Raw genomic sequence first — 25,011 nt, 5'->3', positions numbered from 1 at the left:
CGTAACTTTCGCGCAGTGCTTTCCCTTTTCGCACGAGATTTCCTCAGAAAACAGAACAATTCGCACGATCGGTCAGAAAAATGTTGACCGATCGTGCAGAAATCATCCAGCCTGAGGACAAGACGGAATCTAAATTCCGCATACACATTCATGTGTACCCAAAGGGAGATGAATATGACCAACAGGAAAAACCTGCGCATCGATCCGGATCGGCTGTGGGACAGTCTGATGGAGATGGCCAAGATCGGCCCCGGCATCGCAGGCGGCAACAATCGCCAGACATTGACCGACGAAGACGCCGAAGGCCGCGCGCTGTTCCAGACGTGGTGCGAAGCGGCAGGAATGACGATGGGCGTGGATACGATGGGCAACATGTTTGCCACCCGCCCCGGCGAAGACCCCAATGCCCTGCCCGTCTATATGGGCTCGCATCTGGATACGCAGCCCACCGGCGGCAAGTATGACGGCGTTTTGGGCGTGCTGGGCGGGCTGGAAGCCGTCCGCACGATGAATGACCTGAACGTCAAAACCAAGCACCCGATTGTCATCGCCAACTGGACCAACGAAGAAGGCACCCGCTTTGCACCGGCCATGCTGGCTTCGGGCGTATTTGCGGGCAAGCACACGCAAGACTGGGCTTACGATCGCGAAGATGCCGAGGGCAAGAAGTTCGGAGACGAACTGAAGCGCATCGGCTGGATCGGTGACGAAGAGGTCGGCGCGCGTAAGATGCACGCAATGTTCGAACTGCACATCGAACAAGGCCCCATTCTGGAGGCCGAGGGCAAAGACATCGGCGTCGTCACCCACGGCCAAGGCCTGAACTGGCTGGAAGTGACCATCACGGGCAAGGAAAGCCACACCGGCTCGACCCCCATGCATATGCGCATCAACGCGGGCCGTGGCTTGGCGCTGATCACCGAGCTGGTCCACGAGATCGCCATGAAGCACCAGCCCAACGCGGTGGGGGCGATTGGCCATATCGACGTCTATCCGAACTCGCGCAATATCATCCCCGGCAAGGTCGTCTGCACCGTCGATTTCCGCTCGCACCTGCAAGAGGTGATCGACGCAATGATCGCCGAGTTTGACGAACGCGCACCGAAGCTCTGCGCCGATATCGGAGTTGAGATGAGCTGGGAAATGGTCGGCACATTCGACCCGCCCGCCTTTGACGAGACCTGCGTGAAAGCTGTGCGCGATGCGGCGGAAGAGCTGGGCTATAGCCACATGGACATCGTCTCGGGCGCGGGCCACGACGCCTGCTGGATCAACGACGTCGCACCCACCGCAATGATCATGTGCCCCTGCGTGGACGGCCTGTCCCACAACGAAGCCGAGGAGATCTCCAAAGATTGGGCCGCGGCCGGAACCGACGTGCTGCTGCATGCCGTGTTGGAGACCGCACAAATCATAGACTGATCAAACACATCCCCCGGACTGAACAAAAACAAACACAGCCGGGCGCAACAGGGAGTTGTCGGATGACCAAAGTAATCAAAGGCGGCACTGTCGTCACAGCAGACCTCACCTACAAAGCAGACGTCCTGATCGAGAACGGCAAGATCATCGAGATCGGGCCGGACCTGAAGGGTGACGAGACCCTCGACGCCACGGGCTGTTATGTCATGCCCGGCGGGATCGACCCGCATGTGCACCTCGAGATGCCTTTCATGGGCACGTACTCGTCGGACGATTTCGAAAGCGGTACGCGCGCCGGTCTGGCGGGCGGCACTACGATGGTGGTTGATTTCTGCCTGCCCAACCAAGGTGAAAGCCTGCTGGACGCGCTGAAGCGCTGGGACAACAAATCGACCCGCGCAAACTGTGATTACTCGTTCCACATGGCCGTGACCTGGTGGGGCGAGCAGGTGTTCAACGACATGCAGACCGTCGTGCAGGAGCGCGGCATCAACACGTTCAAGCACTTCCTGGCCTATAAGGGCGCACTGATGGTGAATGATGACGAGCTTTATTCGTCCTTCACGCGTCTGGCCGAACTTGGCGCCACCCCGATGGTCCACGCCGAAAACGGCGACGTGATTGCCGAGCTATCGGCCAAGCTGCTGGCCGAAGGCAATACCGGCCCTGAGGCACACGCCTATTCCCGCCCCTCTCAGGTCGAAGGCGAAGCCACCAACCGCGCGATCATGATCGCCGACATGGCAGGCGCGCCGCTTTATGTGGTGCATGTGTCCTGCGAGGAAGCGCATGAAGCCATCCGCCGCGCCCGCATGCAGGGCAAGCGCGTGTGGGGCGAGCCGCTGATTCAGCACCTGACGCTGGATGAAAGCGAGTATTTCAACAAAGATTGGGACCACGCCGCGCGGCGCGTCATGTCGCCCCCCTTCCGCAACCAGAAACACCAAGACAGCCTGTGGGCGGGTCTGCAATCGGGCTCGCTGTCCGTCGTGGCCACCGACCACTGCGCCTTCACGACCGAGCAAAAACGCTATGGCGTGGGTGATTTCACCCAGATCCCGAACGGGACCGGCGGGCTTGAGGATCGGATGCCGATGCTCTGGACCCATGGCGTTGCCACGGGCCGTCTGACGATGAACGAGTTCGTCGCTGTGACCTCGACCAACATCGCGAAGATCCTGAACTGCTATCCGCGCAAAGGGGCCGTTTTGGTCGGCGCCGATGCGGACCTTGTGGTTTGGGATCCCGAGAAATCCAAGACCATCACCGCAGGCACGCAGCAATCGGCCATCGACTATAACGTCTTTGAAGGGCACGAGGTCAAAGGCCTGCCGCGCTTCACCCTGACACGCGGTCAGGTGGCTGTGCATGACGGAGAGATCCGTACGCAGGAAGGCCACGGACAGTTTGTGGCCCGCGAGCCGAACGCGACGGTCAACACCGCGCTGTCGAAGTGGAAAGAGCTGACGGCGCCGCAACCCGTGCAGCGCACCGGCATTCCGGCGACGGGGGTCTGACGTGACGCGAGAGACGGCAATCAAGGCAGAGAATCTCTCTCTGACCTTTCAGACCAATGACGGGCCGGTGCATGCGTTGAAGGACGTGTCGCTGGACATCAAGAAGGGTGATTTTGTCAGCTTCATTGGCCCCTCGGGCTGTGGCAAAACCACCTTCCTGCGCTGCATGGCGGATTTGGAGACACCAACGGCGGGCGACATCACAGTAAACGGAGTCTCGCCGCACGAGGCCCGCCGTTCGCGCGCCTATGGCTATGTCTTCCAGCACGCGGGGCTGTACCCGTGGCGCACCATCGGGCGCAATGTGCGCCTGCCGCTGGAAATCATGGGCTATCCGAAGGCCGAGCAAGACGAGCGGATCAAGCGCGTGCTTGAGCTGGTCGATCTGGCCGGGTTCGAGAAGAAGTTCCCGTGGCAGTTATCCGGTGGCATGCAGCAACGGGCGTCCATCGCCCGCGCGCTGGCCTTTGACGCGGACATTCTGCTGATGGATGAACCCTTCGGCGCGTTGGACGAGATCGTGCGCGATCACCTGAACGAGCAGCTTTTGAAGCTCTGGGCCAAGACGCAGAAGACGATCTGCTTCGTCACCCACTCGATCCCCGAGGCCGTGTACCTGTCGACCAAGATCGTCGTCATGTCCCCGCGTCCGGGCCGGATTTCCGACGTGATTGAGTGCCCCCTGCCCGCCGAACGTCCGCTGGATATTCGCGACACGCAAGAGTTTCTGGACGTCGCCCACCGGGTCCGCGAGGGGCTGCGCGCGGGGCATTCCTATGACTAGAACGCTGTTTCCTGTCCTGACGGTGCTGTTCGGCATTCTGGTGATCTGGTTTCTGGCGGTGGCACCGATGAACATCCGCGTGACGCTCGATCAGGCGGCGCGCGCTGGTGGCGACGTCGTCCCCGCCGGGGCCGTCGAACGGCGCGAAGCTTCGACCCTGTCGCTTTTGCTGAACAACCGCAGCCACATTGCAGGCGGCTATGATCTTGACCGCCCGCGCCTGCCGACCCCAACACAGGTTGGCCAAGAACTGTGGAAGACCACGGGCGCGATGGTCCTGAAGGGCCGCACATGGTCAAAACGGTCGCTGATTTATCACGGCTGGGTCACGCTGCAATCGACCTTCTGGGGCTTCCTTCTGGGCACTTCGGTCGGCATCCTAGGGGCTGTTTTGGTGGTAAAATCCCGCGTGCTTGAGATGTCTCTGGTCCCGTGGGCAATCATCTCGCAAGCGGTACCCATCGTGGCGCTGGCACCGATGATCATCGTGCTATCCTCGCAAATCGGGATCGAGGGGCGCGGCTTTCCGAAGGCGCTTATTTCGTCTTATCTGTGTTTCTTCCCGGTCATGGTCGGCATGATCAAAGGGCTGCGCGCCCCCAATGCTGAACAGCTGGACCTTCTGAAAACCTACTCGGCTTCGGGCCAGCAGCAGTTCCTGAAACTGCGCGTGCCCGCCTCCCTGCCCTATCTGTTCACCTCTCTGAAGATCGGCATCGCAGCGGCCCTTGTGGGGGCCATCGTGGGCGAACTGCCGACAGGGGCCATCAGTGGGCTGGGCGCGCGGATCCTGATCGGGGATCAGTTCGGCACACCCTTGGCGATCTGGGCGGCGCTGTTTGCCGCGGCCATTCTGGCGGGCGTTCTGGTCACGCTTATTGACCGGATTCAGCACGTTCTCTTGAATAAAATGGGGATGCGCACATGAGCTGGATGATCCTTGCCCTTGTCTTCTGGGTGTTCGCTTGGGGCACTAACATCGCCCTCGTCCGCTCGCGCCTGTCCGACACGACCGCGGTGAAATACACCGTGCCGATCCTGTTCGGCCTAACCATCGTTGTCCTGTGGGAGGCTGTCGTGCACTCCTTCGCCATCTCGCCTGCAATCCTGCCCGCACCTTCGGCCGTGGCAGACCGGTTCATCAACTCGACCGGTATGCTGTGGGAGGACTTCGTTCAGACCGTTCTGAAAGGCGCGTTGCGCGGCTATATTTTCGGAGTGCTCGCGGCCTTCGTCGTCGCGATCCTGATCGACCGCTCACCCTTCCTGACACGCGGGCTTCTGCCCATTGGGAACTTCGTGGCAGCCCTCCCCATTGTCGGCGTGGCGCCCATTCTGGTCAGCTGGTTCGGCTTTGATTGGCAGTCCAAAGCCGCCGTGGTCGTCGTGATGGTGTTCTTCCCGGTGCTGGTGAACACCGTACAAGGCCTGCGCGAGACCGACGCGATGCTGCGCGACCTGATGAAGACCTATGCCGCAGGCTACGTCAAAACGCTGCTCAAACTGCGCATCCCTGCCGCCATGCCCTTTATCTTCAACGGGCTGAAAGTGGCCGCGACGCTTGCCCTGATCGGGGCAATTGTGGCTGAATACTTTGGATCACCCACCCGTGGGATGGGGTTCCGAATTTCAACTGGTGTCGGCAGCCTGTCGATTGATCTGGTCTGGGCCGAGATCGTCGTCGCCGCCCTTGCGGGCACTGCCTTTTACGGCATCGTCGCATTTATCGAGAAAAAGGTGACCTTCTGGCACCCATCACAACGAGGCTGAGCAAATCAGCCCGCAAAACCAAACTAAAAAAGCATTCAACAAGGAGAGAGACATGAAACTTAAATCACTGATTGGCGCAGCTGCCCTTGCCGTCAGCGCCAGCGCGGCATCCGCGGCAGACGACGTCACGCTTCAGCTGAAATGGGTCACGCAGGGCCAGTTCGCGGGCTACTATGTGGCGCTCGAAAACGGCTATTACGCTGATGAAGACCTGAACGTCACCATCCTGCCCGGCGGCCCAGACATCGCCCCCACACAGGTGATTGCAGGCGGCAGCGCAGATGTGGTCGTCGAATGGATGCCAGCCGCCTTGGCTGCACGTGAAAAAGGCCTTCCGCTGGTGAACATTGCCCAGCCCTTCGCCTCGTCCGGCATGATGCTGACCTGCTGGGGCGACGTGGGCATTTCTTCGCCCGCTGATCTGGCCAACCGCACCCTTGGCGTCTGGTTTTTCGGCAACGAATTCCCCTTCATGAACTGGATGGGCAAGCTGGGTCTGTCGACCGACGGCAAAAGCGAAACCGGGGTGGAAGTGCTGAAGCAGGCCTTCAACGTGGACGCCCTGTTGCAGCGCCAAGCCGACTGTATTTCGACCATGACCTATAACGAATACTGGCAGGTGATTGACTCTGGCGTCAGCCCGGACGAGCTGGTCACCTTCAAGTATGAAGACCAAGGCGTCGCGACGCTGGAAGACGGTCTGTATGTGCTGGAAGACAACCTGTCGGACGCCGCCTTCTCCGACAAGATGGTGCGTTTCGTACGCGCCTCGATGAAGGGTTGGAAATGGGCCGAGGAAAACGCCGAGGCTGCTGCCCAGATCATCCTGGACTATGACGAAACCGGCGCCCAGACCGAAACCCACCAGATCCGCATGATCGGTGAAATCGGCAAGCTGACCGCAGGGTCGGACGGTTCGCTGGACGTCGCAGCTTATGAGCGCACCGTGGCCACCCTGCTGGGCGGCGGCTCGGATCCAGTGATCACTAAAGCACCTGAGGGCGCATGGACCAGCGCCATCACCGATGCTGCGCTGAATTAAGCCACTGACATACAAAAGAAAACGGCGCGCCATTTCGGTGCGCCGTTTGCGTTTCTAAAGCTTGTCAAAAGCTTGGTACCCGCGGCCGGACTCGAACCGGCACGGCCTATCCGGCCTAGAGATTTTAAGTCTCCTGTGTCTACCATTCCACCACGCGGGCATAGCCCCCTTTGCCTATCCCTAAAGTCAGGCAGGGGCAACGGCGGATCACACTGACGTGCCATCTTCCTTCACGGCTTGCATCGCCACATGGGTCGAGCTTTGCGCCACATTCGGCAAAGAGCTGATCTTCTCCCCCAGAACCCGGCGATAGTCACGCATATCTTGCGTGCGCACCTTCAAGAGATAATCAAAATGCGCGGCGAGCATATAGCATTCCTCGACCTCGGGAATAGCGGCGACCCCGTCGTTGAACGCCTTCAAAGCAGCCTCGCGCGTATCCGAGAGCTTCACCTCGACAAAGGCGACGTGATCGCGGCCCATTCGGATCGGGTCGATCTGCGCGCGGTATCCGGTGATCACGCCGGTCTTCTCAAGCTTTTTCAAGCGCGCTTGGGTGGGCGATTTTGACAGCCCGATCTTCCCCGCCAATTCAGTGATCGAGATCCGGCCGTCCGTCGACAGAATATCCAGAATCAAACGATCGAAGCGATCAAACTCGGCTTTCCATTCGTCCTGCATTTTTCGACCCTTTCAGACTCAAACATCACCTTGTAGCACTATTTCAGTCATTTTGGCTAGTCACTTTGGGATATGATAGTCACAACGACAAGTAAGGAGATCCGCATGACCACTGATCTGCGCACATTGATTGATGACCTCGCCTATACGGATGAAGAGCGCCATATCGCCGGCCTTGTGGACGCGGCCAATCTGTCTGACGCGGATCGCGCGCGGATTGCGACCAGCGGAGCGAAACTGGTGCGCGGCATCCGCGAAAGCTCGGATCCCGGGTTGATGGAGGTCTTTCTGGCCGAGTACGGGCTGTCCACCGACGAAGGCATCGCGCTGATGTGTCTGGCCGAAGCCCTGCTGCGCGTGCCGGATGCCGAGACCATCGACGCGCTGATCGAAGACAAGATCGCGCCGTCCGATTGGGGCAAACACCTTGGGCGCTCGTCGTCGTCATTGGTGAACGCCTCGACCTGGGCGCTTTTGCTGACCGGCAAGGTTTTAGAAGACCGCGAGCCGGGCATCGCCGGTGCCCTGCGGGGGGCCGTGAAACGTCTGGGCGAGCCCGTCATCCGGACCGCCGTTGGCCGCGCCATGAAGGAAATGGGCAGCCAATTCGTGCTGGGTGAAACCATCGGGGCCGCGATGAAACGCGGATCCAAGATGGAGGAAAAAGGCTTTACCTATTCCTACGACATGCTGGGCGAAGCGGCCCTGACAGACAGCGACGCACGGCGCTATCAGATGGCCTATGCCAAGGCGATTTCCGAGATCGCGGGCGCCTGCACCTCGGACGACATCCGGTCTAACCCCGGTATCTCGGTCAAACTGTCCGCGCTTTTTGCACGCTATGAACGTGCCCAGCACAAGCGTGTGATGGAGGTGCTGGTCCCCCGCGTCTCCGCCCTTGCACAGCTGGCGAAGTCGGCAGGCATGGGCTTCAACATCGACGCCGAGGAAGCCGACCGCCTGCAGATTTCTCTGGACGTGATCGAGAAGGTACTGGAAGACCCGGCGCTGGCCGGATGGGATGGATTTGGTGTCGTGGTACAGGCCTATGGCCACCGGGCCGGAGCCGTGATCGACTGGCTGCACGAAACCGCCACCCGTCTGAACCGCAAGATCATGGTCCGTCTTGTGAAAGGCGCCTATTGGGACAGCGAGATCAAGCGCGCGCAGGTCGAGGGGCTGGACGGCTTCCCGGTATTCACCCGCAAAGTCGCCACCGACGTCAGCTACATTGCCAACGCCAAGAAACTGCTTGGCCTGACCGACCGCATCTATCCGCAGTTCGCCACCCATAACGCCCACACCGCGGCGGCCATTCTGGACATAGCTCAAACCTCGGGCATCGACACGGCGGCCTATGAATTCCAGCGCCTGCACGGCATGGGCGAGCGTCTGCACCAGATCATCATGGATGCGAACCAGACCCGCTGCCGCATCTACGCCCCAGTCGGTGCGCATCGCGACCTGCTGGCCTATTTGGTGCGTCGCCTGCTGGAAAACGGCGCGAACAGTTCCTTCGTGAACCAGATCGTCGACGAAAGCGTCACCCCGGAAGAGGTCGCCGCCTGCCCGTTTGATGCCCTCGCTATTGAAGCGCCGCACGTGCCGACCGGTCCGGAACTTTTCGGTGCACGCAAGAACTCGATGGGTCTGGACCTGACCTATGACCCGCATCTGGATCAGATCGAGGCCGCGCGCGGAGCGTTCGCGGGCACCGATTTCTCGGCTGCACCGCTGATCGCGGGCACGCCAAAGGGCGGTCCGGTGATCACCGTCAAGAACCCCTCGACCCACACGCCCATTGGCCAAATCACATGGGCCAGCGCAAAGGATGTGGACACCGCATTGACCGCGGCCAAACCGTGGGACGCCAGCCCGTCTGAACGCGCTAAGGTCCTGAACCGCGCGGCGGATCTGTATGAAGAAAACCTCGGCCTGTTCTTCGCGCTTTTGTCGCGCGAGGCGGGGAAAATCTGGCTGGATTGCATGGGGGAACTGCGTGAAGCCGTTGATTTCCTGCGCTATTACGCCAGCCGCGTCGACAATCACTCCCGTGCGCCGGTAGGGCTGTTCACCTGCATCTCGCCGTGGAACTTCCCACTGGCCATCTTTACCGGCCAGATCGCGGGCGCGCTGGCTGTGGGCAATGGTGTGTTGGCGAAACCCGCCGAACAGACCGGGTTGATCGCCCATGAGGCGGTGAAACTGCTACATAAGGCGGGCGTCCCCACGGACGTCCTGCAGCTTCTGCCGGGCGACGGCGTGACCGTCGGCGCGGCCCTGACCTCGGACGCGCGGATTGGGGGCGTGGCCTTCACCGGCTCGACCGAAACCGCGCAGATCATCCGCCGTGCTATGGCCGCGAACATGGCGCCGTCTGCTCCGCTGATCGCGGAAACCGGCGGCCTGAACGCGATGATCGTCGACAGTACTGCCCTGCCCGAGCAAGCCGTGCGCGACATCGTCGCCTCGAGCTTCCAATCGGCAGGCCAGCGCTGCTCGGCCCTGCGCTGCCTCTACGTGCAAGAGGACGTGGCCGACGCCATGACCGAAATGCTGATCGGCGCGATGAACGAGTTGAAACAGGATGACCCGTGGCATCTGCATACGGACCTTGGCCCGGTGATTGATGACGAGGCCTTCCAAGGCATCAAGACCTATGTGGACGCCGCCCGCGCCGAGGGTCGCATCGCCCACGAGCTGACCGCGCCCGAAGGCGGGTATTTCATCGCTCCGACCCTGATCCGCGTGAACGGGATCGAAGAGATGAAGCGCGAGATCTTCGGCCCGGTTCTGCATATCGCCACCTTCAAAGCGGACCAACTGGATCAGGTGATCGACACGATCAACGCCACTGGATACGGCCTTACCTTCGGGCTGCACACCCGCATCGACGACCGCGTTCAGCATGTCTGTGACCGGATGCACGTGGGCAACGCCTATGTGAACCGGAACCAGATCGGCGCGATTGTTGGCTCGCAACCCTTTGGCGGCGAGGGCCTGTCTGGCACCGGCCCGAAGGCGGGTGGCCCGATGTATATGGATCGGTTCTGCCAACCTGCGCAGGCCGAGCGCCATGAGGATGACGGCGCGCCTGCGCCCGACGCAGACAAGCTGTCCAATTTAATTGCCCAAGCGCAGAGCAACGTGACTCTCTCGTCCTCGCGCTTGCCCGGACCGACCGGAGAGCTCAACCAGCTCTCGGTCCATCCGCGCGAACCGTTCCTGTGCATGGGACCGGGATCGGCAGCGGCTCAGGCGCAGAAAAGCGCGATTGAAGCGCTTGGCGGCACCGCTGTTTTGGCCCCCAACTTGGCGCCGGACACACTTGAGGCGATCGAAGGGATCGGTGGCGTGATCTACTGGGGCGCGGACGACATCGCCCGCCAGATCGTGACCATGCTGGCCAAGCGTCCGGGGACAATCCTGCCTCTGATCACCGGTGCGCCAACCGCGGAAACGGTGACCCACGAACGCCACCTCTGCGTCGACACGACGGCGTCCGGCGGCAATGCCGAGCTTCTGATGCTGGCCCAGACCAAGGCCTGATCGGCCTATGACTTGACCCGGTGACGTGCATCGGGTCAAGTCAGCCCATGTTCCCCATTCGCGATCACAACCCGTCCGAACGAGTCCCCTTGGTCACCTATGCTCTGCTGGCGGTGAACACGTTGGTTTTTCTCTATATGTGGCCGCTCTATGACACCGCGGCGGCGACGCAGGTCTTCATCGATTTCGGCATGATCCCCGCCCGCGTGTTACATGGTTTTGGGCTGGAAACGCTCATCACCTCGATGTTCCTGCATGGTGGTTTCATGCATTTCGCGGGCAATATGCTGTTTCTATGGATCTTCGGGGACAATCTGGAGGACATGTTGGGCCATGTGGTTTTCCTGTTGTTTTATCTGGCAACCGGGATTGCTGCGGCCCTTCTGCAGTTCGCTACTGACCCCGGCAGCACTGTACCCATGATCGGTGCGTCAGGTGCAATCGCCGGCGTGATGGGGGGGTATCTGCTGCTGTTTCCGAAGGCCAAGGTCGATGTGCTGTTCATCATCGTAATTATCTTCAAAATCATCCCCGTCCCGGCTTGGGCCGCCCTATTGGTCTGGTTCGGATTGCAGCTGTTCAACGGCGTTTCCACCCTTGGGGTCGAAGGAGGCGGCGTCGCGCACTGGGCCCATGCCGGGGGCTTTATTGCCGGGTTTGCCTTTATCCTGCCGCTCTGGCTGCGGCTTGGCGCACAGCGCTTCTGGTCGCGCACAGATGGTCACCCCGATCATCCCGAGGCGAAATATAAGCTAACCCGGACCAGCATTCCCCGGACCGGACGACGCAAGCATTGAAGGGAAAGCGAATGCGGCCAGCACGGCACGCCCAGCCAGCCTGCGCTTAACGAAGTGAGAAAACGCGCGTGAGACTTAGTTCGGGCCGACCGACTGGTTCGAAAGAACTTCGCTGATTTTATTTGCAAGGCTCGGGACGCTTGAACTGACGGTAAACCCGGCGAACAGACCGATCATCAGAACGGCAGCAGTCAGCGCGACCCAATCCACGGTCACAGCACCATCTTCGCAACGCGCAAAGCGCGCGAAATTCGACTTTTTGAGCGGCATCATAAACATGATCTACTCTATTTGCTAAGTTTGCGGCACAAATATGTCAGGTTGAATTCTTTTCCAACCTAGACCACCCTTAGCTTATAGGTTTTTCACCAAATTGTCGAATTTCTCAAAGATTGGCTCGTTGGCAGCAACAATGCTTCCGCTATCTAGGATTGTTTCACCTTCTATCGGCTCAACCATCCCGCCTGCTTCTTTAACGATCAGCAAACCGGCAGCGATGTCCCATGCATTCAGGCTGCGTTCCCAGTACCCGTCATAACGACCGGCGGCCACATAGGCCAAATCCAGAGCGGCAGAGCCAAAGCGGCGCACACCGGCACAGGACGGCAGAATGCGGGCCAGATCTTGCAGCGTTTCCGGCAGATCAGCGCGGCCACCGAAGGGTAAGCCCGTTGCAAAGATGCATTCGATCAGACGCGAACGGCCCGAGACACGCAGACGGCTTTGGTTCAGCCATGCGCCCTCGCCTTTTTCGGCATAGAACATCTCGTCCTTGGCGGCGTCATAAATCACACCGGCGACAATCTCGCCCTTATGTTCCAGCGCAATCGAGATTGCCCAGTGCGGCAGGCCGTGCAGGAAGTTGGTGGTGCCATCCAGCGGATCGACAATCCAGCGACGGGTCGGGTCTTTGCCCTCGGCCGCGCCGCCTTCTTCAGCCAGCCAGCCATAGTTCGGGCGGGCTTCCATCAGCTCTTCGCGGATGATCTTTTCAGCGGCAATGTCTGCCTTCGACACGAAGTCGCCAGCACCCTTCATCGAGACCTGCAGATTCTCGACCTCGCGGAAGTCCTTCACAAGGCTACGGCCAGCCTTGCGGGCTGCCTTGATCATCACGTTCAGATTTGCACTGCCTTGCATGGAAAGGACTCCTGATGTTTCAAACGGCGCGTATACGCCTGTACGCCTTGTTTGCCAAGCCTGAAAGGACGTCAACCGCGCTGAAGTTTCACCGGTTCTGAGCGGCACAGCCGGATCATATGCGCCATGAAGGGCACCATCGTATCTTCGTCCCGCGTGGCGGCATACATCTGCTTGCGCAGACCACCTTCCGTCAGGCGTTTTGTGACGAAATCCGGGTTGCGTTTTGCATCGGTCAGAACCCAGTCCGGCAACACGGCAACCCCCCGCCCCGCAGCGACCAGCATCAGGATGACCTCGGTCATTTCGACCTGCCTGATTCCGCGCGGCTCGACCCGTTCGGGCGTCAAAAGCCCAGTGAATACATCAATTTTCGAGCGCTCCACGGGATAGGTCAGCAAAAACTCCTGCTCGAAATCCTCGGCGACGACGAAATCCTCGTCCGCCAGACGATGCCCGGCTGCCGCGACAAACCGCGGCTCATATGCAAACAGCGGCGAGAAGGTAATGCCCGCCACATCCACCGGATCGGATGAAATGACGAAATCCACTTCCTCGCGCCGTAAAGCTTCGATGGCGTCAAAGGCAAGGCGTTGGCGGATATCCAGATCCACGTCTGGCCACGCGTGTCGTAGCTTATCGAGCACCGGAAACAGCCAATCGAAACAGGCGTGGCATTCAATCGCGATGTGCAACCGGCCCGAACGGCCAGACTTCAGCGCGCGAAATTCTTCTTCCAGGCGGTCAATTTCCGGCAACACTTGTTCGGCCAGACGCAAGAGCTTCATCCCCGCAGGGCTCAGACGCATGGGCTTGGTCCGCCGGTGGAACAGCTCCATCCCGACCTGTTCCTCCAGCCCTTTGATCTGGTGGCTCAGCGCGGATTGCGTGATGTGCAGAATGTCCGCCGCCCGTGCCAAAGAGCCCGCATGGTGGATGGCGCGCACGGTGCGCAGATGGCGGAACTCGATGTACATGCACGAACCTCATGTTCTTTGTGAGAATTATGAATTTGTCTCACAACACATCATGGGGCACAAGAGGGCAACTTCGCAAAACAGCCGCCGAGGAAGCCATGACCACGCCTAATATCTCGTTCGAGTTCTTCCCCCCGCAATCGCTGGACGCTTCGTTCCGCCTGTGGGAAACCGTGCGCCAACTGGCCCCTCTGGATCCCAATTTTGTCTCGGTCACGTACGGCGCTGGCGGAACCACGCGTGAACTGACCCATGATGCGGTTGGCACGATCCACAAGCATTACGGCCTGAACGTCGCGGCGCACCTGACCTGTGTCGAGGCCTCGCGCGAAGAGACATTGGCGATTGCGAAAAGCTATGCGGACGTTGGCGTGAAGGAAATTGTGGCCCTGCGTGGGGATGCCCCAAAAGGCGCGGATCGCTTCACCGCCCGCGAAGATGGCTTTGCGAACTCGATCGAGCTGATCGAGGCCTTGGCCAACACCGGAGACTTCCACATCCGCGTGGGCGCTTATCCTGACCCCCACCCCGAAGCCGCCGATCTGGACGCTGACGTCGCATGGCTGAAGCGCAAGGTAGATGCGGGCGCAGGTTCGGCTATCACGCAGTTCTTCTTCGAGGCGGACACGTTCTTCCGCTTCCGCGACAAATGCGAAAAGGCCGGGATCGATGTGCCGATCATTCCGGGCATCCTGCCCATCGAAAACTGGAAAGGCGTGCGCAAATTCGCCGAGCGTTGCGGCACTGCAATCCCCAGCTGGCTGGATGATGCGTTCCAGAAGGCCGAACGTGACGACCGCACCGACCTTCTGGCCACCGCGCTTTGCACCGAGCTGTGCTCGGATCTGATCGACGGTGGCGTGGAAGACCTGCATTTCTACACGCTGAACAAACCCAGCCTGACCCGCGATGTGGCCCACGCACTGGGCGTCACGCCGCAAGTCAATCTGGCGAAAGTTGCCTGACCAAGGCCACGCCACGACGTCACAAACCTTGTGACCCTGCGTAAGTCTTGCATGAACACACTCACCACCTAGCCTTTCCGAACACTGCTTCGGAAAGGCCTTTTTCATGCTGCACGCAACCTCGTTCGATCAACTGCCAACGCTTGACGTCACCGCCTCGATGTCGGGGCTGGAGTTTATGCAAGGCGTCCTGAATGGCACCGTGCCCGGACCGCCCATCGGAGTGACGCTAAACTACCACCTACATGCGGTCGAAGATGGAAAGGTCACCTTCCACGGCACCCCCGAATTCGAGCACTGTAACCCGATGGGCACCGTGCATGGCGGCTGGTACGGCACGCTTCTGGACAGCGCGATGGCCTGCGCGGTGATGACCCGTGTCCCGAAGGGATCAGTCTACACCACATTGGAATACAAGGTGAATATCCTGCGCCCCATCCCGCGTGGCATGTTGATCGAGGCCACGGCACAGGTTCAACACGCCGGGCGCTCGACCGGGATTTCCAATGGCGAGATCCGGGGCGTCGAGGATGGCAAACTTTATGCCACCGGCTCGACCACCTGTATCATCATGAAGGTTGCTTAAAACGCCAGCGACTGCACCGTCACGGTTTCAATCGCGCCATAGCCATTGAACCGCGTGACGGTCGCAAAACTGTAGGCGCCCATGCCTGCAATCAGAAGATAATCCTCTTCCGCCAGATCCTCGGGAAGCGCCAGCGGGTCCGGCAATTGGTCGATGGAATCGCAGGTCGGCCCAAACACAACGCGTTTTTCCAACGCGCCTTGGTGCGCTTCGCCGTTGGCGCGCACGGTTTTCAGACGGTCCGGCACGCCAATGGACGGCGCTTCCGACAATGCGCCATAGATCCCGTCATTTAGATAGACAGCGCCATCTTCGCGGATGGCTTTGACGCAGGTGGCCAGACTGAAGGCCTCGGCCACCATGGCGCGACCCGGCTCGCACACCAGTTCCGGAGCGTCGTCGCCAAACTCGACCACAACAACCGCGTGGATAGCGTGGAAGATCGCTTCAAGGTCCGGGGCGACACCGCGGTTCGCGGCAAACCCGCCGCCCACATTCAGGCGATGCAAGCGGATGCCCGCACGTTTCGCGACGTCTGCACATTGCGACACATAGGCGACCCACGCCGAAGGATCGGCGCATTGCGTGCCGGGGTGGAAGGTCATCGACGGCGTAAAGCCCGCCGCCTGCGCATGCTGAAGCAGCGCGACCGCCTGATCGGGATCCGCGCCGAACTTTGCCCCGAAATTATAGGCCGCGCCGTCAACCGGAAGCGCCAAACGGACAGAGATCTCAACACCTTGCGGCGGAACCTGCGCGATCAGCTTGTCCAGTTCGCGTGCGCTGTCCACGGAATAGGATTGCACGTTCAGCGCCACGGCCTGTGCGATCTCGGCACGGGAGCGCACCGGGTTGTTATAATGCATTTCAACATCGCGAGAGACCGCACGCAGCGCCAACATCTCGGCCGGGCTGGCCACATCGAAGGCCTGTAGGCCGGCGGTCACGAGGTTCTCCAACACCATCGGCGCATCGTTGGCTTTGACCGCATAGGTCACCAACCCATCAAACCCCGCAATAAAGCGGCGCGCGGTGGATTGCAGCACGGCGGGCGCGAAATACATGACCGGCTGCATCGGGCGCTCGGTCTTGAGGTGGGACAAGGGGGTCAGCCAAATCGAGGGTTGTCTGCTCATGGTCTTATTTCCGGGATCCTGTTGACGCTAACTTTAGAATCTCAATCCGTGCCGTCGATTTCCAGTGGCACTCCGGACGAAATGCCGGTTAAATGTCGTCAGATTGATAGAAAGACCTGACACATGGACGACACAGACCGCGAACTTCTGGCGCAGCTTGAAAGCAACGCCCGCCTGCCGGTGGCAACTTTGGCGCGGCGTTTGGGGCTGGCGCGCTCGACCGTGCAGGCACGGATCGAACGCCTTGAAGAGAAAGGCATTATCGCGGGCTATGCGCTTCGACTGGGGGACGCAGCGCGCGGGGATCGCATCCGCGCAACCGTGTTGATTTCAATCGAACCACGCTCGACCCCAGCAGTTCTGGCCCGCCTGAAAACCCTGACGCAGGTCGAAGCCGCCCACACGGCCTCGGGCCGCTGGGATATGGTGCTGCAACTGGCGGCACCCTCCACCGCGTTGCTGGACGAGGTCTTGGACGCGATTGGCGAGATCGACGGGGTGAAAGGCTCGGAAAGTCTGATCCACCTCTCGACGCGGATCGACCGGCTGGGCTAAGATTGTCGCGATATAGTTAATTCCCTTTTCAAGGACCAAGTTCTTGCAGCCTAAAGACGTTCACACCATTGAAACTGCTCCGATCGCGGGGCAAAAACCGGGGACATCAGGGCTGCGCAAGAAGGTCGCTGTGTTTTCCGAACCCGGCTATCTGGAGACCTACACGCAAGCGATTTTCAACGCGATTACGCCTGCCGGAAAGACGTTTGTTTTGGGCGGCGACGGGCGCTTTTTCAACAGCGACGCCATCGCCACGATCCTGCGCATGGCCGCCGCGAATGGCGTGGCGAAAATCATCGTTGGGCAGAACGGCATTCTATCGACCCCTGCGGTCAGCCACCTAATCCGGAAGCGGGGTGCCGATGGCGGGTTTATCCTATCGGCCAGCCATAATCCGGGTGGACCGAACGGCGATTTTGGTCTGAAATACAACACCGAAAATGGCGGGCCAGCGCCGGAAGCGATCACGGATAAGATCGTGGCTTGTGCTGAAGATATCTCAAGCTACCGGATCATGGGGGATCTACCCAAAACGCTGAATACCCTCAGCGATCTGGGCACGTACACAGCTGGCGGCATGGAGATCGAGGTCGTCGATCCGGTCGCAGATTACGCGACGCTGATGGAAGAGCTGTTCGATTTCAACGCCATCCGCAAGATGATCAGCGCGGGCTTCACCCTGCGCTTTGACGCGATGCACGCGGTCACCGGGCCATATGCCACCGAAATTCTGGAACATCGCCTTGGGGCCGCGCCCGGCTCGGTCGTGAATGCCATCCCGTTGGAAGATTTCGGCGGCGGACATCCGGACCCCAACCCCGTGTGGGCGAAGGTGCTGTACGATCATATGCACGGGCCGGATGCGCCGGATTTCGGCGCGGCCTCAGACGGAGATGGCGACCGGAACATGATTGTGGGCCGCGGCATTTATGTGGCGCCGTCCGACAGTCTGGCGGTGCTGGCGGCCAATGCGCATCTTGCCCCCGGCTACGCGCACGGGATTGCGGGTGTGGCACGCTCGATGCCCACCTCGGCGGCGTCGGACCGCGTGGCGGAAAAGCTGGGGATCGAGGCCTTCCAGACCCCCACCGGTTGGAAGTTTTTCGGCAACCTACTGGATGCTGGCCGCGCCACGCTCTGCGGCGAAGAAAGCGCAGGTACTGGATCGGACCATGTCCGCGAAAAGGATGGGCTGTGGGCGGTGCTCTTGTGGCTAAACATCTTAGCGGTGCGCGGCGAAAGCGTGGCCGATATTCTGCTGGATCACTGGCAGACCTATGGTCGGGACTACTATTCCCGCCATGATTACGAAGGGCTGGACACCGACGCTGCGAATGCCGTCATGGCCGACCTGAAGGAACGGCTACCCACCCTGCCCGGCCAGGCCGCAGCCGGGCTGGCCGTAAGTGCCGCCGAGGATTTCGCCTATACCGATCCAATCGACGGCTCGGTCGCCACCGGGCAAGGCCTCATCCTGACCTATGAAGGCGGCGCACGCGCCATGCTGCGTCTGTCAGGCACCGGGACCGAAGGCGCGACGTTGCGGGTTTATCTCGAGCAATACGCCGCGCCAGATGGCGACCTGACCCGCGACACGCAAGAGGCGCTGTCAGAGGTCATTGCCGCCACCTCGCAGATCGCCAAGATCGAAAAGATGCTGGGCCGCACCGGGCCGGATGTTGTCAGCTAAACACAAGTACAGCGGACAGGCATAAAAGCAAAACGCCCAGCGCTTGACCGGGCGTTTGTCAATTCTCGGAGTAGGTTAGCCCGTCACTTCCGTGCAGGTTCCGCGTCCCCAGCCCGACTTGGCACCCGAGGCAGAGAAGTCATAGTGTCCGTCTTTCAGGTTCACATTGTAGTGCAGCGTATAGCTGTAGTCGTCGCTGAACATCAGATACGTCACCGAATCCAGACCGGGATAGACACTGGCCGTCTTCTTTTCGCCACCCATCATCAGATATCCATCCTTGCCACCGTCAATCGCCACCAAGGTCACGGCCATTTCAGGTAGATTTCCGTTCGGAACCTCGCAATTGAAGGTCTGTTCCTGTGCCAGAGCCATAGTGGGGGTGAACGCCAAAAGAAGGAGTGCTTTTTTCATATGTGTATTCGCCTGTTGATCCGGGTTTCCGTCAGACAGCATAGATTGATCCGTCGCGTGGCCCGAACTGCTACGGGTTGAATATGGCATCAATTTGTCAAAACCCCATCCAACCCTTTCATTCGTTAACCATTTCCGGATAACCCCCGATCTCCCGGTCAATCCAGTCAATTTCACCATTCCCCGACCCCTTGGGCGCAGGCGGGGTTTCCCTTTGCCGCCCACTTGGGTAAACGGTCTTTGATTTATGAGATTTGGGACGACCACCATGGCCATGGACAAGACCTTCGACGCAGCCTCTGCCGAAGCACGCATCTATCAGACCTGGGAAGAGGCTGGCGCCTTCAAAGCCGGCGCAAATGCCAAACCCGGCGCCGACAGCTTCACCATCATGATCCCGCCGCCCAACGTGACGGGCGCGCTGCACCTTGGCCACGCGTTCAACAACACGCTGCAGGACATCCTGATCCGCTGGCACCGTATGCGGGGCTTTGACACGCTGTGGCAGCCCGGTCAGGACCACGCAGGCATCGCCACCCAGCTTCAGGTCGAAAAGATGCTGGCCGAAACCCAGCAGCCCGGTCGCCGTGATCTGGGCCGCGAGAAGTTTCTCGAGAAGGTCTGGGAATGGAAGGGCGAATACGGCTCGACCATCATCGAACAGCTGAAGCGTCTGGGCTCGACCTGCGACTGGTCCCGCAACGCCTTCACCATGGCCGGTGCTCCGGGCGATCCGCGTACGGGTCACGAGAACTCTGCCAACTTCCACGATGCCGTTCTGAAGGTCTTCGTCGATATGTACGACAAAGGCCTGATCTATCGCGGCAAGCGTCTGGTCAACTGGGACCCGCATTTCGAAACCGCAATCTCGGATCTTGAGGTCGAGAATATCGAGACCCCGGGCCACATGTGGCACTTCAAATACCCGTTGGCCGGTGGTGCGACCTATACCTATGTCGAGAAGGACGAAGACGGGAATATCACGCTGGAAGAAGAGCGCGACTATATCTCGATCGCAACGACCCGACCGGAAACCATGCTGGGCGACGGCGCTGTTGCCGTGCACCCCGATGACGAACGCTATGCGCCCATCGTGGGCAAGCTCTGTGAAATCCCTGTTGGTCCGAAAGAGCATCGCCGCCTGATCCCCATCATCACCGATGAATACCCGGACATGAATTTCGGGTCTGGTGCCGTGAAGATCACCGGCGCGCATGACTTCAACGACTATCAGGTTGCCAAGCGCGGCGGCATCCCGATGTATTCGCTGATGGACACACGCGGCGCGATGCGGGCCGATGGCCTGCCCTATGCGGACGAAGCGGCGACCGCCCAGCGCATTGCGAACGGCGAAGAAACCTTTGACGAGGCGAAGATCGCCGCGATGAACCTTGTCCCGGATGAATTCCGCGGGCTGGACCGGTTCGAGGCCCGTAAGCTGGTAGTCGATCAGATCACCGCAGAAGGTCTCGCCGTGATGATCACCAAAACCGTCGAGGTCGACGGTGAAGAGGTCACCGGCACCGTGCCTTACGTCGAAAACAAGCCGATCATGCAGCCCTTCGGCGACCGCTCGAAAGTCGTCATTGAGCCGATGCTGACCGACCAATGGTTCGTGGACGCTGAGAAGATCGCCGGCCCCGCGCTGGACGCGGTGCGCAACGGCGACGTGAAAATTCTGCCTGAAAGCGGCGAGAAAACCTTCTATCACTGGCTGGAAAACATCGAGCCGTGGTGTATCTCGCGTCAGTTGTGGTGGGGCCATCAGGTGCCCGTTTGGTACGGCCTTGATCTGTCCGGCCAAGGTTTCAAGGACGACGAGAACGATAACGAACTTGACCTGGTCGAAATGGGCCGTCTGCTTCTGGACCAAGACCTTCTGCCGGGTCACGAGCACAGCCACTGTGCCCATGACTTCGACGCGGTCGCGCCGAAGTTTGACGAGGTTCTGGTCATGCTGCCCGCGCCGCTCAACCACGCTCGTGTGGTCGAAGTGGCCACCCGTGCCGAAGCCATTCACATGCTGGCTGAAAGCCTTGCAGCCTATGAGACATCGCAGGATCCCACCAAGCTGGTCTACCCGGTCTGGCGTGACCCCGACGTGCTCGACACATGGTTCTCGTCTGGCCTGTGGCCCTTTGGCACGCTGGGCTGGCCTCAGGACACGGACGAGCTTAACCGCTTCTTCCCAGGTGACGTGCTGATCACAGGTCAGGACATTCTGTTCTTCTGGGTCGCGCGTATGATGATGATGTCTCAGGCTGTCTGCCACAAAAACCCGTTCCACACGGTCTATCTGCACGGGTTGGTCCGTGACGAGAAGGGCAAGAAAATGTCCAAGACCACGGGCAATGTGATCGATCCGCTCGAGATCATTGACGAATACGGTGCGGACGCGTTGCGGTTTACCAACACCGCTATGGCATCCATCGGCGGCGTGTTGAAAATGTCCAAGGATCGCGTGGCTGGTTACCGGAATTTCGGCACCAAACTTTGGAATGCTGCACGTTTCGCCGAAATGAACGACTGTAAACCGGTCGCGGATTTCGATCCGAAAAGCCCGACGCAGACGGTGAACCGCTGGATAATCTCGGAAACCGCGAAGATCCGCGAAGATGTGGACGCCGCGCTGACCGCCTATCGTTTCAACGACGCCGCACACGGGCTTTATGCATATGTCTGGGGCAAGGTGTGCGACTGGTATGTCGAGTTCTCGAAGCCGCTTCTGAACTCGGATGACGCGGCTGTAGTCGCCGAGACCCGCGCGACCATGGCATGGGTCATCGACCAGTGCCTGATCATGCTGCACCCGATCATGCCGTTCGTGACCGAAGAGCTGTGGGGCCAGATCGCCGAGCGCCCGAAGATGCTGATCCACGCCGATTGGCCGGAATATGGCGCCGAGCTGACGGACGAAGACGCCGCGCGCGAAATGAACTGGGTGATCTCGCTGATCGAAAACATCCGTTCTGCCCGTTCGCAGATGCACGTCCCCGCAGGTCTGAAAATCCCGGTGATCCAGCAGGAACTGGACGCGGCTGGACGCACTGCCTTGGAAAATAACCAAGCGCTGGTGATGCGTATGGCGCGTGTGGATTCGATCACAGAAATGGCCGAGCTGCCCAAGGGCTGCATCACGGTCGCCGTGGCAGGTGGCATCTTCGCCCTGCCTCTGGCCGAGATCATCGACGTGGACGAAGAAATCGCGCGGCTTGAGAAGACGCTGGGCAAGCTGGCCAAGGAACTGGGTGGTCTGCGCGGCCGTCTGAAGAACCCGAAATTCGCAGAAAACGCCCCGGCTGAGGTTCTGGCCGAGACCAAGGCGAACCTCGCCGCCCGGGAAGAGGAAGAGGCGACGTTGAACGCCGCACTCGATCGTCTGAAAGAAATCTAATGGACTGGCCGGGGCAACCCGGCCTTTTCTTTTGGCGCGTCATTTCAACCTTGCCCGTCTGCCTGCGCCCTGCTCTAACAAAAGCATGACCAAGACCCATGCCCGCCTGACCCCGCTTGCCGACAGCCTTCCTGCAACCGTACCCTTCGTCGGTCCCGAAACGCAGGAACGCGCCCGCGGGCGTGTGTTTGCGGCACGGCTGGGCGCGAATGAGAACACGTTTGGCCCCTCCCCGCGCGCGATTGCTGCGATGCAAGCCGCAGCAGGTGATGTCTGGATGTATGGCGACCCGGAAAACTACGACCTGCGTCATGCGCTGGCCGACCACCACGGCATCGCACCGGAAAGCATTCTGGTGGGCGAAGGGATCGACGGGATCCTTGGCTATCTGGTGCGACTACTCATTGGACCGGGCGACACGGTCGTGACGTCGCAAGGGGCCTATCCGACCTTCAACTACCACGTCGCGGGCTTTGGGGGCGTGCTGGAAACAGTTCCCTATAAGGACGATCACGAAGACCCCGTGGCGCTGATCGCCAAGGCGGTCGAGGTCGGTGCCAAGCTGGTTTACATCGCCAACCCGGACAACCCGATGGGAACCTGGCATGATGCCGAGACCATTCAGCGCATGATCGACGCGGTGCCCGAGGGCTGCCTACTGGTGCTGGACGAGGCCTATATCGAATTTGCTCCGGAAGGCACCGCGCCTGCGCTGAACACAGACGATCCGCGCGTGATCCGTATGCGCACATTCTCGAAAGCGTACGGGATGGCGGGCGCGCGGGTTGGCTATGCGATTGGACAGGCCGACCTGATCACCGCCTTCAACAAGATCCGCAACCATTTCGGCATGTGCCGGATGTCTCAGGCAGGCGCGTTGGCCGCTTTGAAGGATCAGGAGTATCTTTCGCAGGTGGTCGCGAATGTGGCCGAAGCCCGCGCCCGAATTGACCAGATCGCGCGCGCGGGCGGGCTAACCACCCTGCCCTCAGCCACCAATTTCGTAGCCGTGGATTGCGGACAGGATGCGGCGTTCGCCAAGGCGGTCTTGGATCAGCTCATTGCGCTGGACGTCTTCGTCCGCATGCCCTTTGCCGCCCCGCAAAACCGCTGCATCCGCATTTCGGCAGGCCGGCCCGAGGAGTTGGACACCTTCGCCGCCGCCCTCCCCAAAGCGCTCGCATCCGCCAGAAAATAGCCCGACCCTCCCACTTTCCTCTTGCCCACAATACCTTGGGGGAGAGGGATCTTCCAAAGGAAGATCGCTCGGGGGCAAAGCCCCATCAGGCTCACAACGTGAGCCAACAAATACCATGTAGCACAAGGTGCGTTCCCGGCACGTTAGACTTCGGCGATCACCTGCGCCGCAGCGTCCAGCGCGCCCGCACCATGCGGGATGCCCAGCGCGGTCAGGCCCGACTGAATGGCGGACAGCGCGCCCATCACCATCGGCGCGTTCACATGCCCCATATGGCCCAAACGGAAAAATCCGTCGCCGTGGGGGTCTTCGGGCGTGGACATACCAAGGCCAATACCCAGTGTGACGCCCATGTTCTGCTCGGTCCAGTTGCGCAGCGCGGTGCCGTGTGGCGCACCGACATGCAGCGAGGTCACAGCGGTCGAGCGATGCGCGGGATCGGTCACGTTCATCTGCAACGGGCCATCCGCCCCCCACGCGTCAAACGCCGCCCAGATCGCGCGGGCCAGATGGGTGTGACGCGCCCATACAGCCTCCATCCCGCCTTCATCTGCAATCATCGCCAAAGATTCCCGCAGGTCATAGAGGTGATGTGTCGGGGCGGTACCACCGAAATACTGATAGAAGAGCTCCGGATTGGCGCGCGGTTCCCAATCCCAATAGCGCGACACGCGGGGATTGGCGGCACGGGCGGTCGCGGCCTTATCATTAAAGAACACAAACCCCATGCCCGGCGGCACCATCAGCCCCTTTTGCGAGGCCGCGATGGCGACATCCACGCCCCACTCGTCCATCTCGAACCGGTCACAGCCCATCGAGGCGATACAATCCACCATCAACAGTGCTGGGTGGCCCGCAGCATCCATCGCCGCGCGCACTGCCGCCACGTCGTTCCGGATCGACGTCGACGTATCCACATGGGTCAGCAGAACCGCCTTCAACGCATGTGCAGTGTCGGCGCGCAAAAGCGCCTCAACACGGGTGGGATCAACGGGGGTTTTCAAACCGAACTCCTCGATCACCGGATCGATACCCAGCCCGCTCGCCATTTCACTCCAACCATGTCCGAACCGCCCGGTGCATAGCGACAACACCTTGTCGCCGGGCGCCAGCGTGTTGGACAGCGCCGCTTCCCACGCACCGTGGCCATTGGCGATATAGATCACCGCGTGATGCCGGGTGCGGGCGACCGATTTCAGCCCGCCAATCAGCCCCGGCATCATGTCCACGACCTCGCCCGCATAGATGTTCGGGGCCGCGCGATGCATGGCTTGCAGCACGCGGTCCGGCATGACCGAGGGGCCGGGAATGGCCAGATAGGAACGACCGTGGGATAGGGACATGGGGGGCTCTTTCACTTCTCAGACCTCAAGCGGTAATGCGCCATCCCAATT

The 25,011-nt window shown here is 60.4% G+C and carries 21 protein-coding genes and 1 tRNA gene; 14 read left to right on the top strand and 8 right to left on the bottom strand.

Going from position 1 to position 25,011, the window contains the following annotated elements; translation table 11 throughout:
* Window positions 1–174: 174 nt before the first annotated feature.
* The 6 genes from Q0677_RS12265 to Q0677_RS12240 all read left to right on the top strand — a co-directional run bounded on the left by Q0677_RS12265 (window position 175) and on the right by Q0677_RS12240 (window position 6,535).
* The gene (locus Q0677_RS12265) at window positions 175–1,422 is read left to right on the top strand and encodes a Zn-dependent hydrolase (RefSeq protein WP_298910180.1); all 1,248 of its coding nucleotides are present in this window, start codon (window positions 175–177) and stop codon (window positions 1,420–1,422) included.
* 62 nt (window positions 1,423–1,484) lie between these two features.
* Window positions 1,485–2,939 carry a dihydropyrimidinase gene (gene hydA / locus Q0677_RS12260; RefSeq protein WP_298910178.1) on the top strand — a complete coding sequence of 485 codons (1,455 nt, stop codon included), beginning with the start codon at window positions 1,485–1,487 and terminating at the stop codon, window positions 2,937–2,939.
* A 1-nt stretch (window position 2,940) separates the two neighbouring features.
* The gene (locus tag Q0677_RS12255) at window positions 2,941–3,723 is read left to right on the top strand and encodes an ABC transporter ATP-binding protein (protein ID WP_298910176.1); all 783 of its coding nucleotides are present in this window, start codon (window positions 2,941–2,943) and stop codon (window positions 3,721–3,723) included.
* Complete coding sequence (locus tag Q0677_RS12250; RefSeq protein WP_298910174.1) at window positions 3,716–4,651, top strand: ABC transporter permease; 936 nt, start codon at window positions 3,716–3,718, stop codon at window positions 4,649–4,651. The genes Q0677_RS12255 and Q0677_RS12250 overlap by 8 nt, the downstream gene beginning before the upstream one ends.
* A complete protein-coding gene (locus tag Q0677_RS12245; RefSeq protein ID WP_298910172.1) occupies window positions 4,648–5,493 on the top strand; it encodes an ABC transporter permease in 846 nt (281 codons plus the stop codon). The genes Q0677_RS12250 and Q0677_RS12245 overlap by 4 nt, the downstream gene beginning before the upstream one ends.
* A gap of 52 nt (window positions 5,494–5,545) precedes the next feature.
* Entirely contained in the window at window positions 5,546–6,535 is a 990-nt protein-coding gene (locus Q0677_RS12240; RefSeq protein WP_298910170.1) for an ABC transporter substrate-binding protein, read from the top strand.
* A gap of 73 nt (window positions 6,536–6,608) precedes the next feature.
* Here Q0677_RS12240 and Q0677_RS12235 read toward each other — a convergent pair.
* Window positions 6,609–6,695, bottom strand: a tRNA-Leu gene (locus Q0677_RS12235).
* Window positions 6,696–6,742: 47 nt separating this feature from the next.
* Window positions 6,743–7,216 (bottom strand): Lrp/AsnC family transcriptional regulator, encoded by a 474-nt coding sequence (locus tag Q0677_RS12230; RefSeq protein WP_298910169.1) that lies wholly within the window; start codon window positions 7,214–7,216, stop codon window positions 6,743–6,745.
* 105 nt (window positions 7,217–7,321) lie between these two features.
* Between Q0677_RS12230 and putA the strand changes: the two genes are divergently transcribed.
* Both putA and Q0677_RS12220 read left to right on the top strand, forming a co-directional pair.
* Complete coding sequence (gene putA / locus Q0677_RS12225; RefSeq protein ID WP_298910167.1) at window positions 7,322–10,765, top strand: bifunctional proline dehydrogenase/L-glutamate gamma-semialdehyde dehydrogenase PutA; 3,444 nt, start codon at window positions 7,322–7,324, stop codon at window positions 10,763–10,765.
* 47 nt (window positions 10,766–10,812) lie between these two features.
* A complete protein-coding gene (locus Q0677_RS12220) occupies window positions 10,813–11,562 on the top strand; it encodes a rhomboid family intramembrane serine protease (protein WP_298910165.1) in 750 nt (249 codons plus the stop codon).
* Between the two features lie 75 nt (window positions 11,563–11,637).
* Here Q0677_RS12220 and Q0677_RS12215 read toward each other — a convergent pair whose 3' ends face one another.
* The 3 genes from Q0677_RS12215 to Q0677_RS12205 all read right to left on the bottom strand — a co-directional run bounded on the left by Q0677_RS12215 (window position 11,638) and on the right by Q0677_RS12205 (window position 13,679).
* Complete coding sequence (locus tag Q0677_RS12215; RefSeq protein ID WP_298910162.1) at window positions 11,638–11,835, bottom strand: hypothetical protein; 198 nt, start codon at window positions 11,833–11,835, stop codon at window positions 11,638–11,640.
* Window positions 11,836–11,916: 81 nt separating this feature from the next.
* The gene (locus Q0677_RS12210; RefSeq protein ID WP_298910159.1) at window positions 11,917–12,702 is read right to left on the bottom strand and encodes an inositol monophosphatase family protein; all 786 of its coding nucleotides are present in this window, start codon (window positions 12,700–12,702) and stop codon (window positions 11,917–11,919) included.
* A gap of 71 nt (window positions 12,703–12,773) precedes the next feature.
* Window positions 12,774–13,679, bottom strand: coding sequence for a LysR family transcriptional regulator (locus Q0677_RS12205; RefSeq protein WP_298910157.1), 906 nt, complete (start codon window positions 13,677–13,679; stop codon window positions 12,774–12,776).
* Between the two features lie 98 nt (window positions 13,680–13,777).
* Between Q0677_RS12205 and metF the strand changes: the two genes are divergently transcribed.
* Together metF and Q0677_RS12195 are read left to right on the top strand one after the other, a co-directional pair.
* Entirely contained in the window at window positions 13,778–14,644 is an 867-nt protein-coding gene (gene metF / locus Q0677_RS12200) for a methylenetetrahydrofolate reductase [NAD(P)H] (protein ID WP_298910155.1), read from the top strand.
* Window positions 14,645–14,750: 106 nt separating this feature from the next.
* On the top strand, window positions 14,751–15,230 hold the full coding sequence (locus Q0677_RS12195; RefSeq protein WP_298910152.1) for a PaaI family thioesterase: 480 nt from the start codon (window positions 14,751–14,753) through the stop codon (window positions 15,228–15,230).
* Here Q0677_RS12195 and Q0677_RS12190 read toward each other — a convergent pair.
* On the bottom strand, window positions 15,227–16,366 hold the full coding sequence (locus tag Q0677_RS12190) for a type III PLP-dependent enzyme (RefSeq protein ID WP_298910149.1): 1,140 nt from the start codon (window positions 16,364–16,366) through the stop codon (window positions 15,227–15,229). The genes Q0677_RS12195 and Q0677_RS12190 overlap by 4 nt on opposite strands.
* 123 nt (window positions 16,367–16,489) lie before the next feature.
* Between Q0677_RS12190 and Q0677_RS12185 the strand changes: the two genes are divergently transcribed.
* Both Q0677_RS12185 and Q0677_RS12180 read left to right on the top strand, forming a co-directional pair.
* Window positions 16,490–16,921, top strand: a complete 432-nt coding sequence (locus Q0677_RS12185) for an Lrp/AsnC family transcriptional regulator (RefSeq protein WP_133489416.1) — start codon at window positions 16,490–16,492, stop codon at window positions 16,919–16,921.
* A gap of 43 nt (window positions 16,922–16,964) precedes the next feature.
* The gene (locus tag Q0677_RS12180; protein ID WP_298910142.1) at window positions 16,965–18,611 is read left to right on the top strand and encodes an alpha-D-glucose phosphate-specific phosphoglucomutase; all 1,647 of its coding nucleotides are present in this window, start codon (window positions 16,965–16,967) and stop codon (window positions 18,609–18,611) included.
* A gap of 75 nt (window positions 18,612–18,686) precedes the next feature.
* On the opposite strand, the gene Q0677_RS12175 is transcribed toward Q0677_RS12180, so the two are convergent.
* Window positions 18,687–19,025: a hypothetical protein gene (locus Q0677_RS12175; protein ID WP_133489414.1), complete on the bottom strand. Its 339-nt coding sequence runs from the start codon at window positions 19,023–19,025 to the stop codon at window positions 18,687–18,689.
* Between the two features lie 268 nt (window positions 19,026–19,293).
* On the opposite strand from Q0677_RS12175, the gene Q0677_RS12170 reads away from it, so the two are divergent.
* Both Q0677_RS12170 and Q0677_RS12165 read left to right on the top strand, forming a co-directional pair.
* Window positions 19,294–22,419 (top strand): valine--tRNA ligase, encoded by a 3,126-nt coding sequence (locus Q0677_RS12170; protein ID WP_298910473.1) that lies wholly within the window; start codon window positions 19,294–19,296, stop codon window positions 22,417–22,419.
* Between the two features lie 85 nt (window positions 22,420–22,504).
* Complete coding sequence (locus Q0677_RS12165; RefSeq protein WP_298910138.1) at window positions 22,505–23,617, top strand: pyridoxal phosphate-dependent aminotransferase; 1,113 nt, start codon at window positions 22,505–22,507, stop codon at window positions 23,615–23,617.
* Between the two features lie 143 nt (window positions 23,618–23,760).
* Here the strand turns inward: Q0677_RS12165 and Q0677_RS12160 are convergent, their stop codons facing one another.
* Window positions 23,761–24,960 carry an aminotransferase class V-fold PLP-dependent enzyme gene (locus Q0677_RS12160; RefSeq protein ID WP_298910135.1) on the bottom strand — a complete coding sequence of 400 codons (1,200 nt, stop codon included), beginning with the start codon at window positions 24,958–24,960 and terminating at the stop codon, window positions 23,761–23,763.
* Window positions 24,961–25,011 lie beyond the last annotated feature (51 nt).

Origin of the sequence: uncultured Aliiroseovarius sp. (assembly GCF_947492455.1) — a bacterium.
GTDB lineage: Bacteria > Pseudomonadota > Alphaproteobacteria > Rhodobacterales > Rhodobacteraceae > Aliiroseovarius.
This window is presented reverse-complemented; position numbering and strand designations above follow the sequence as displayed.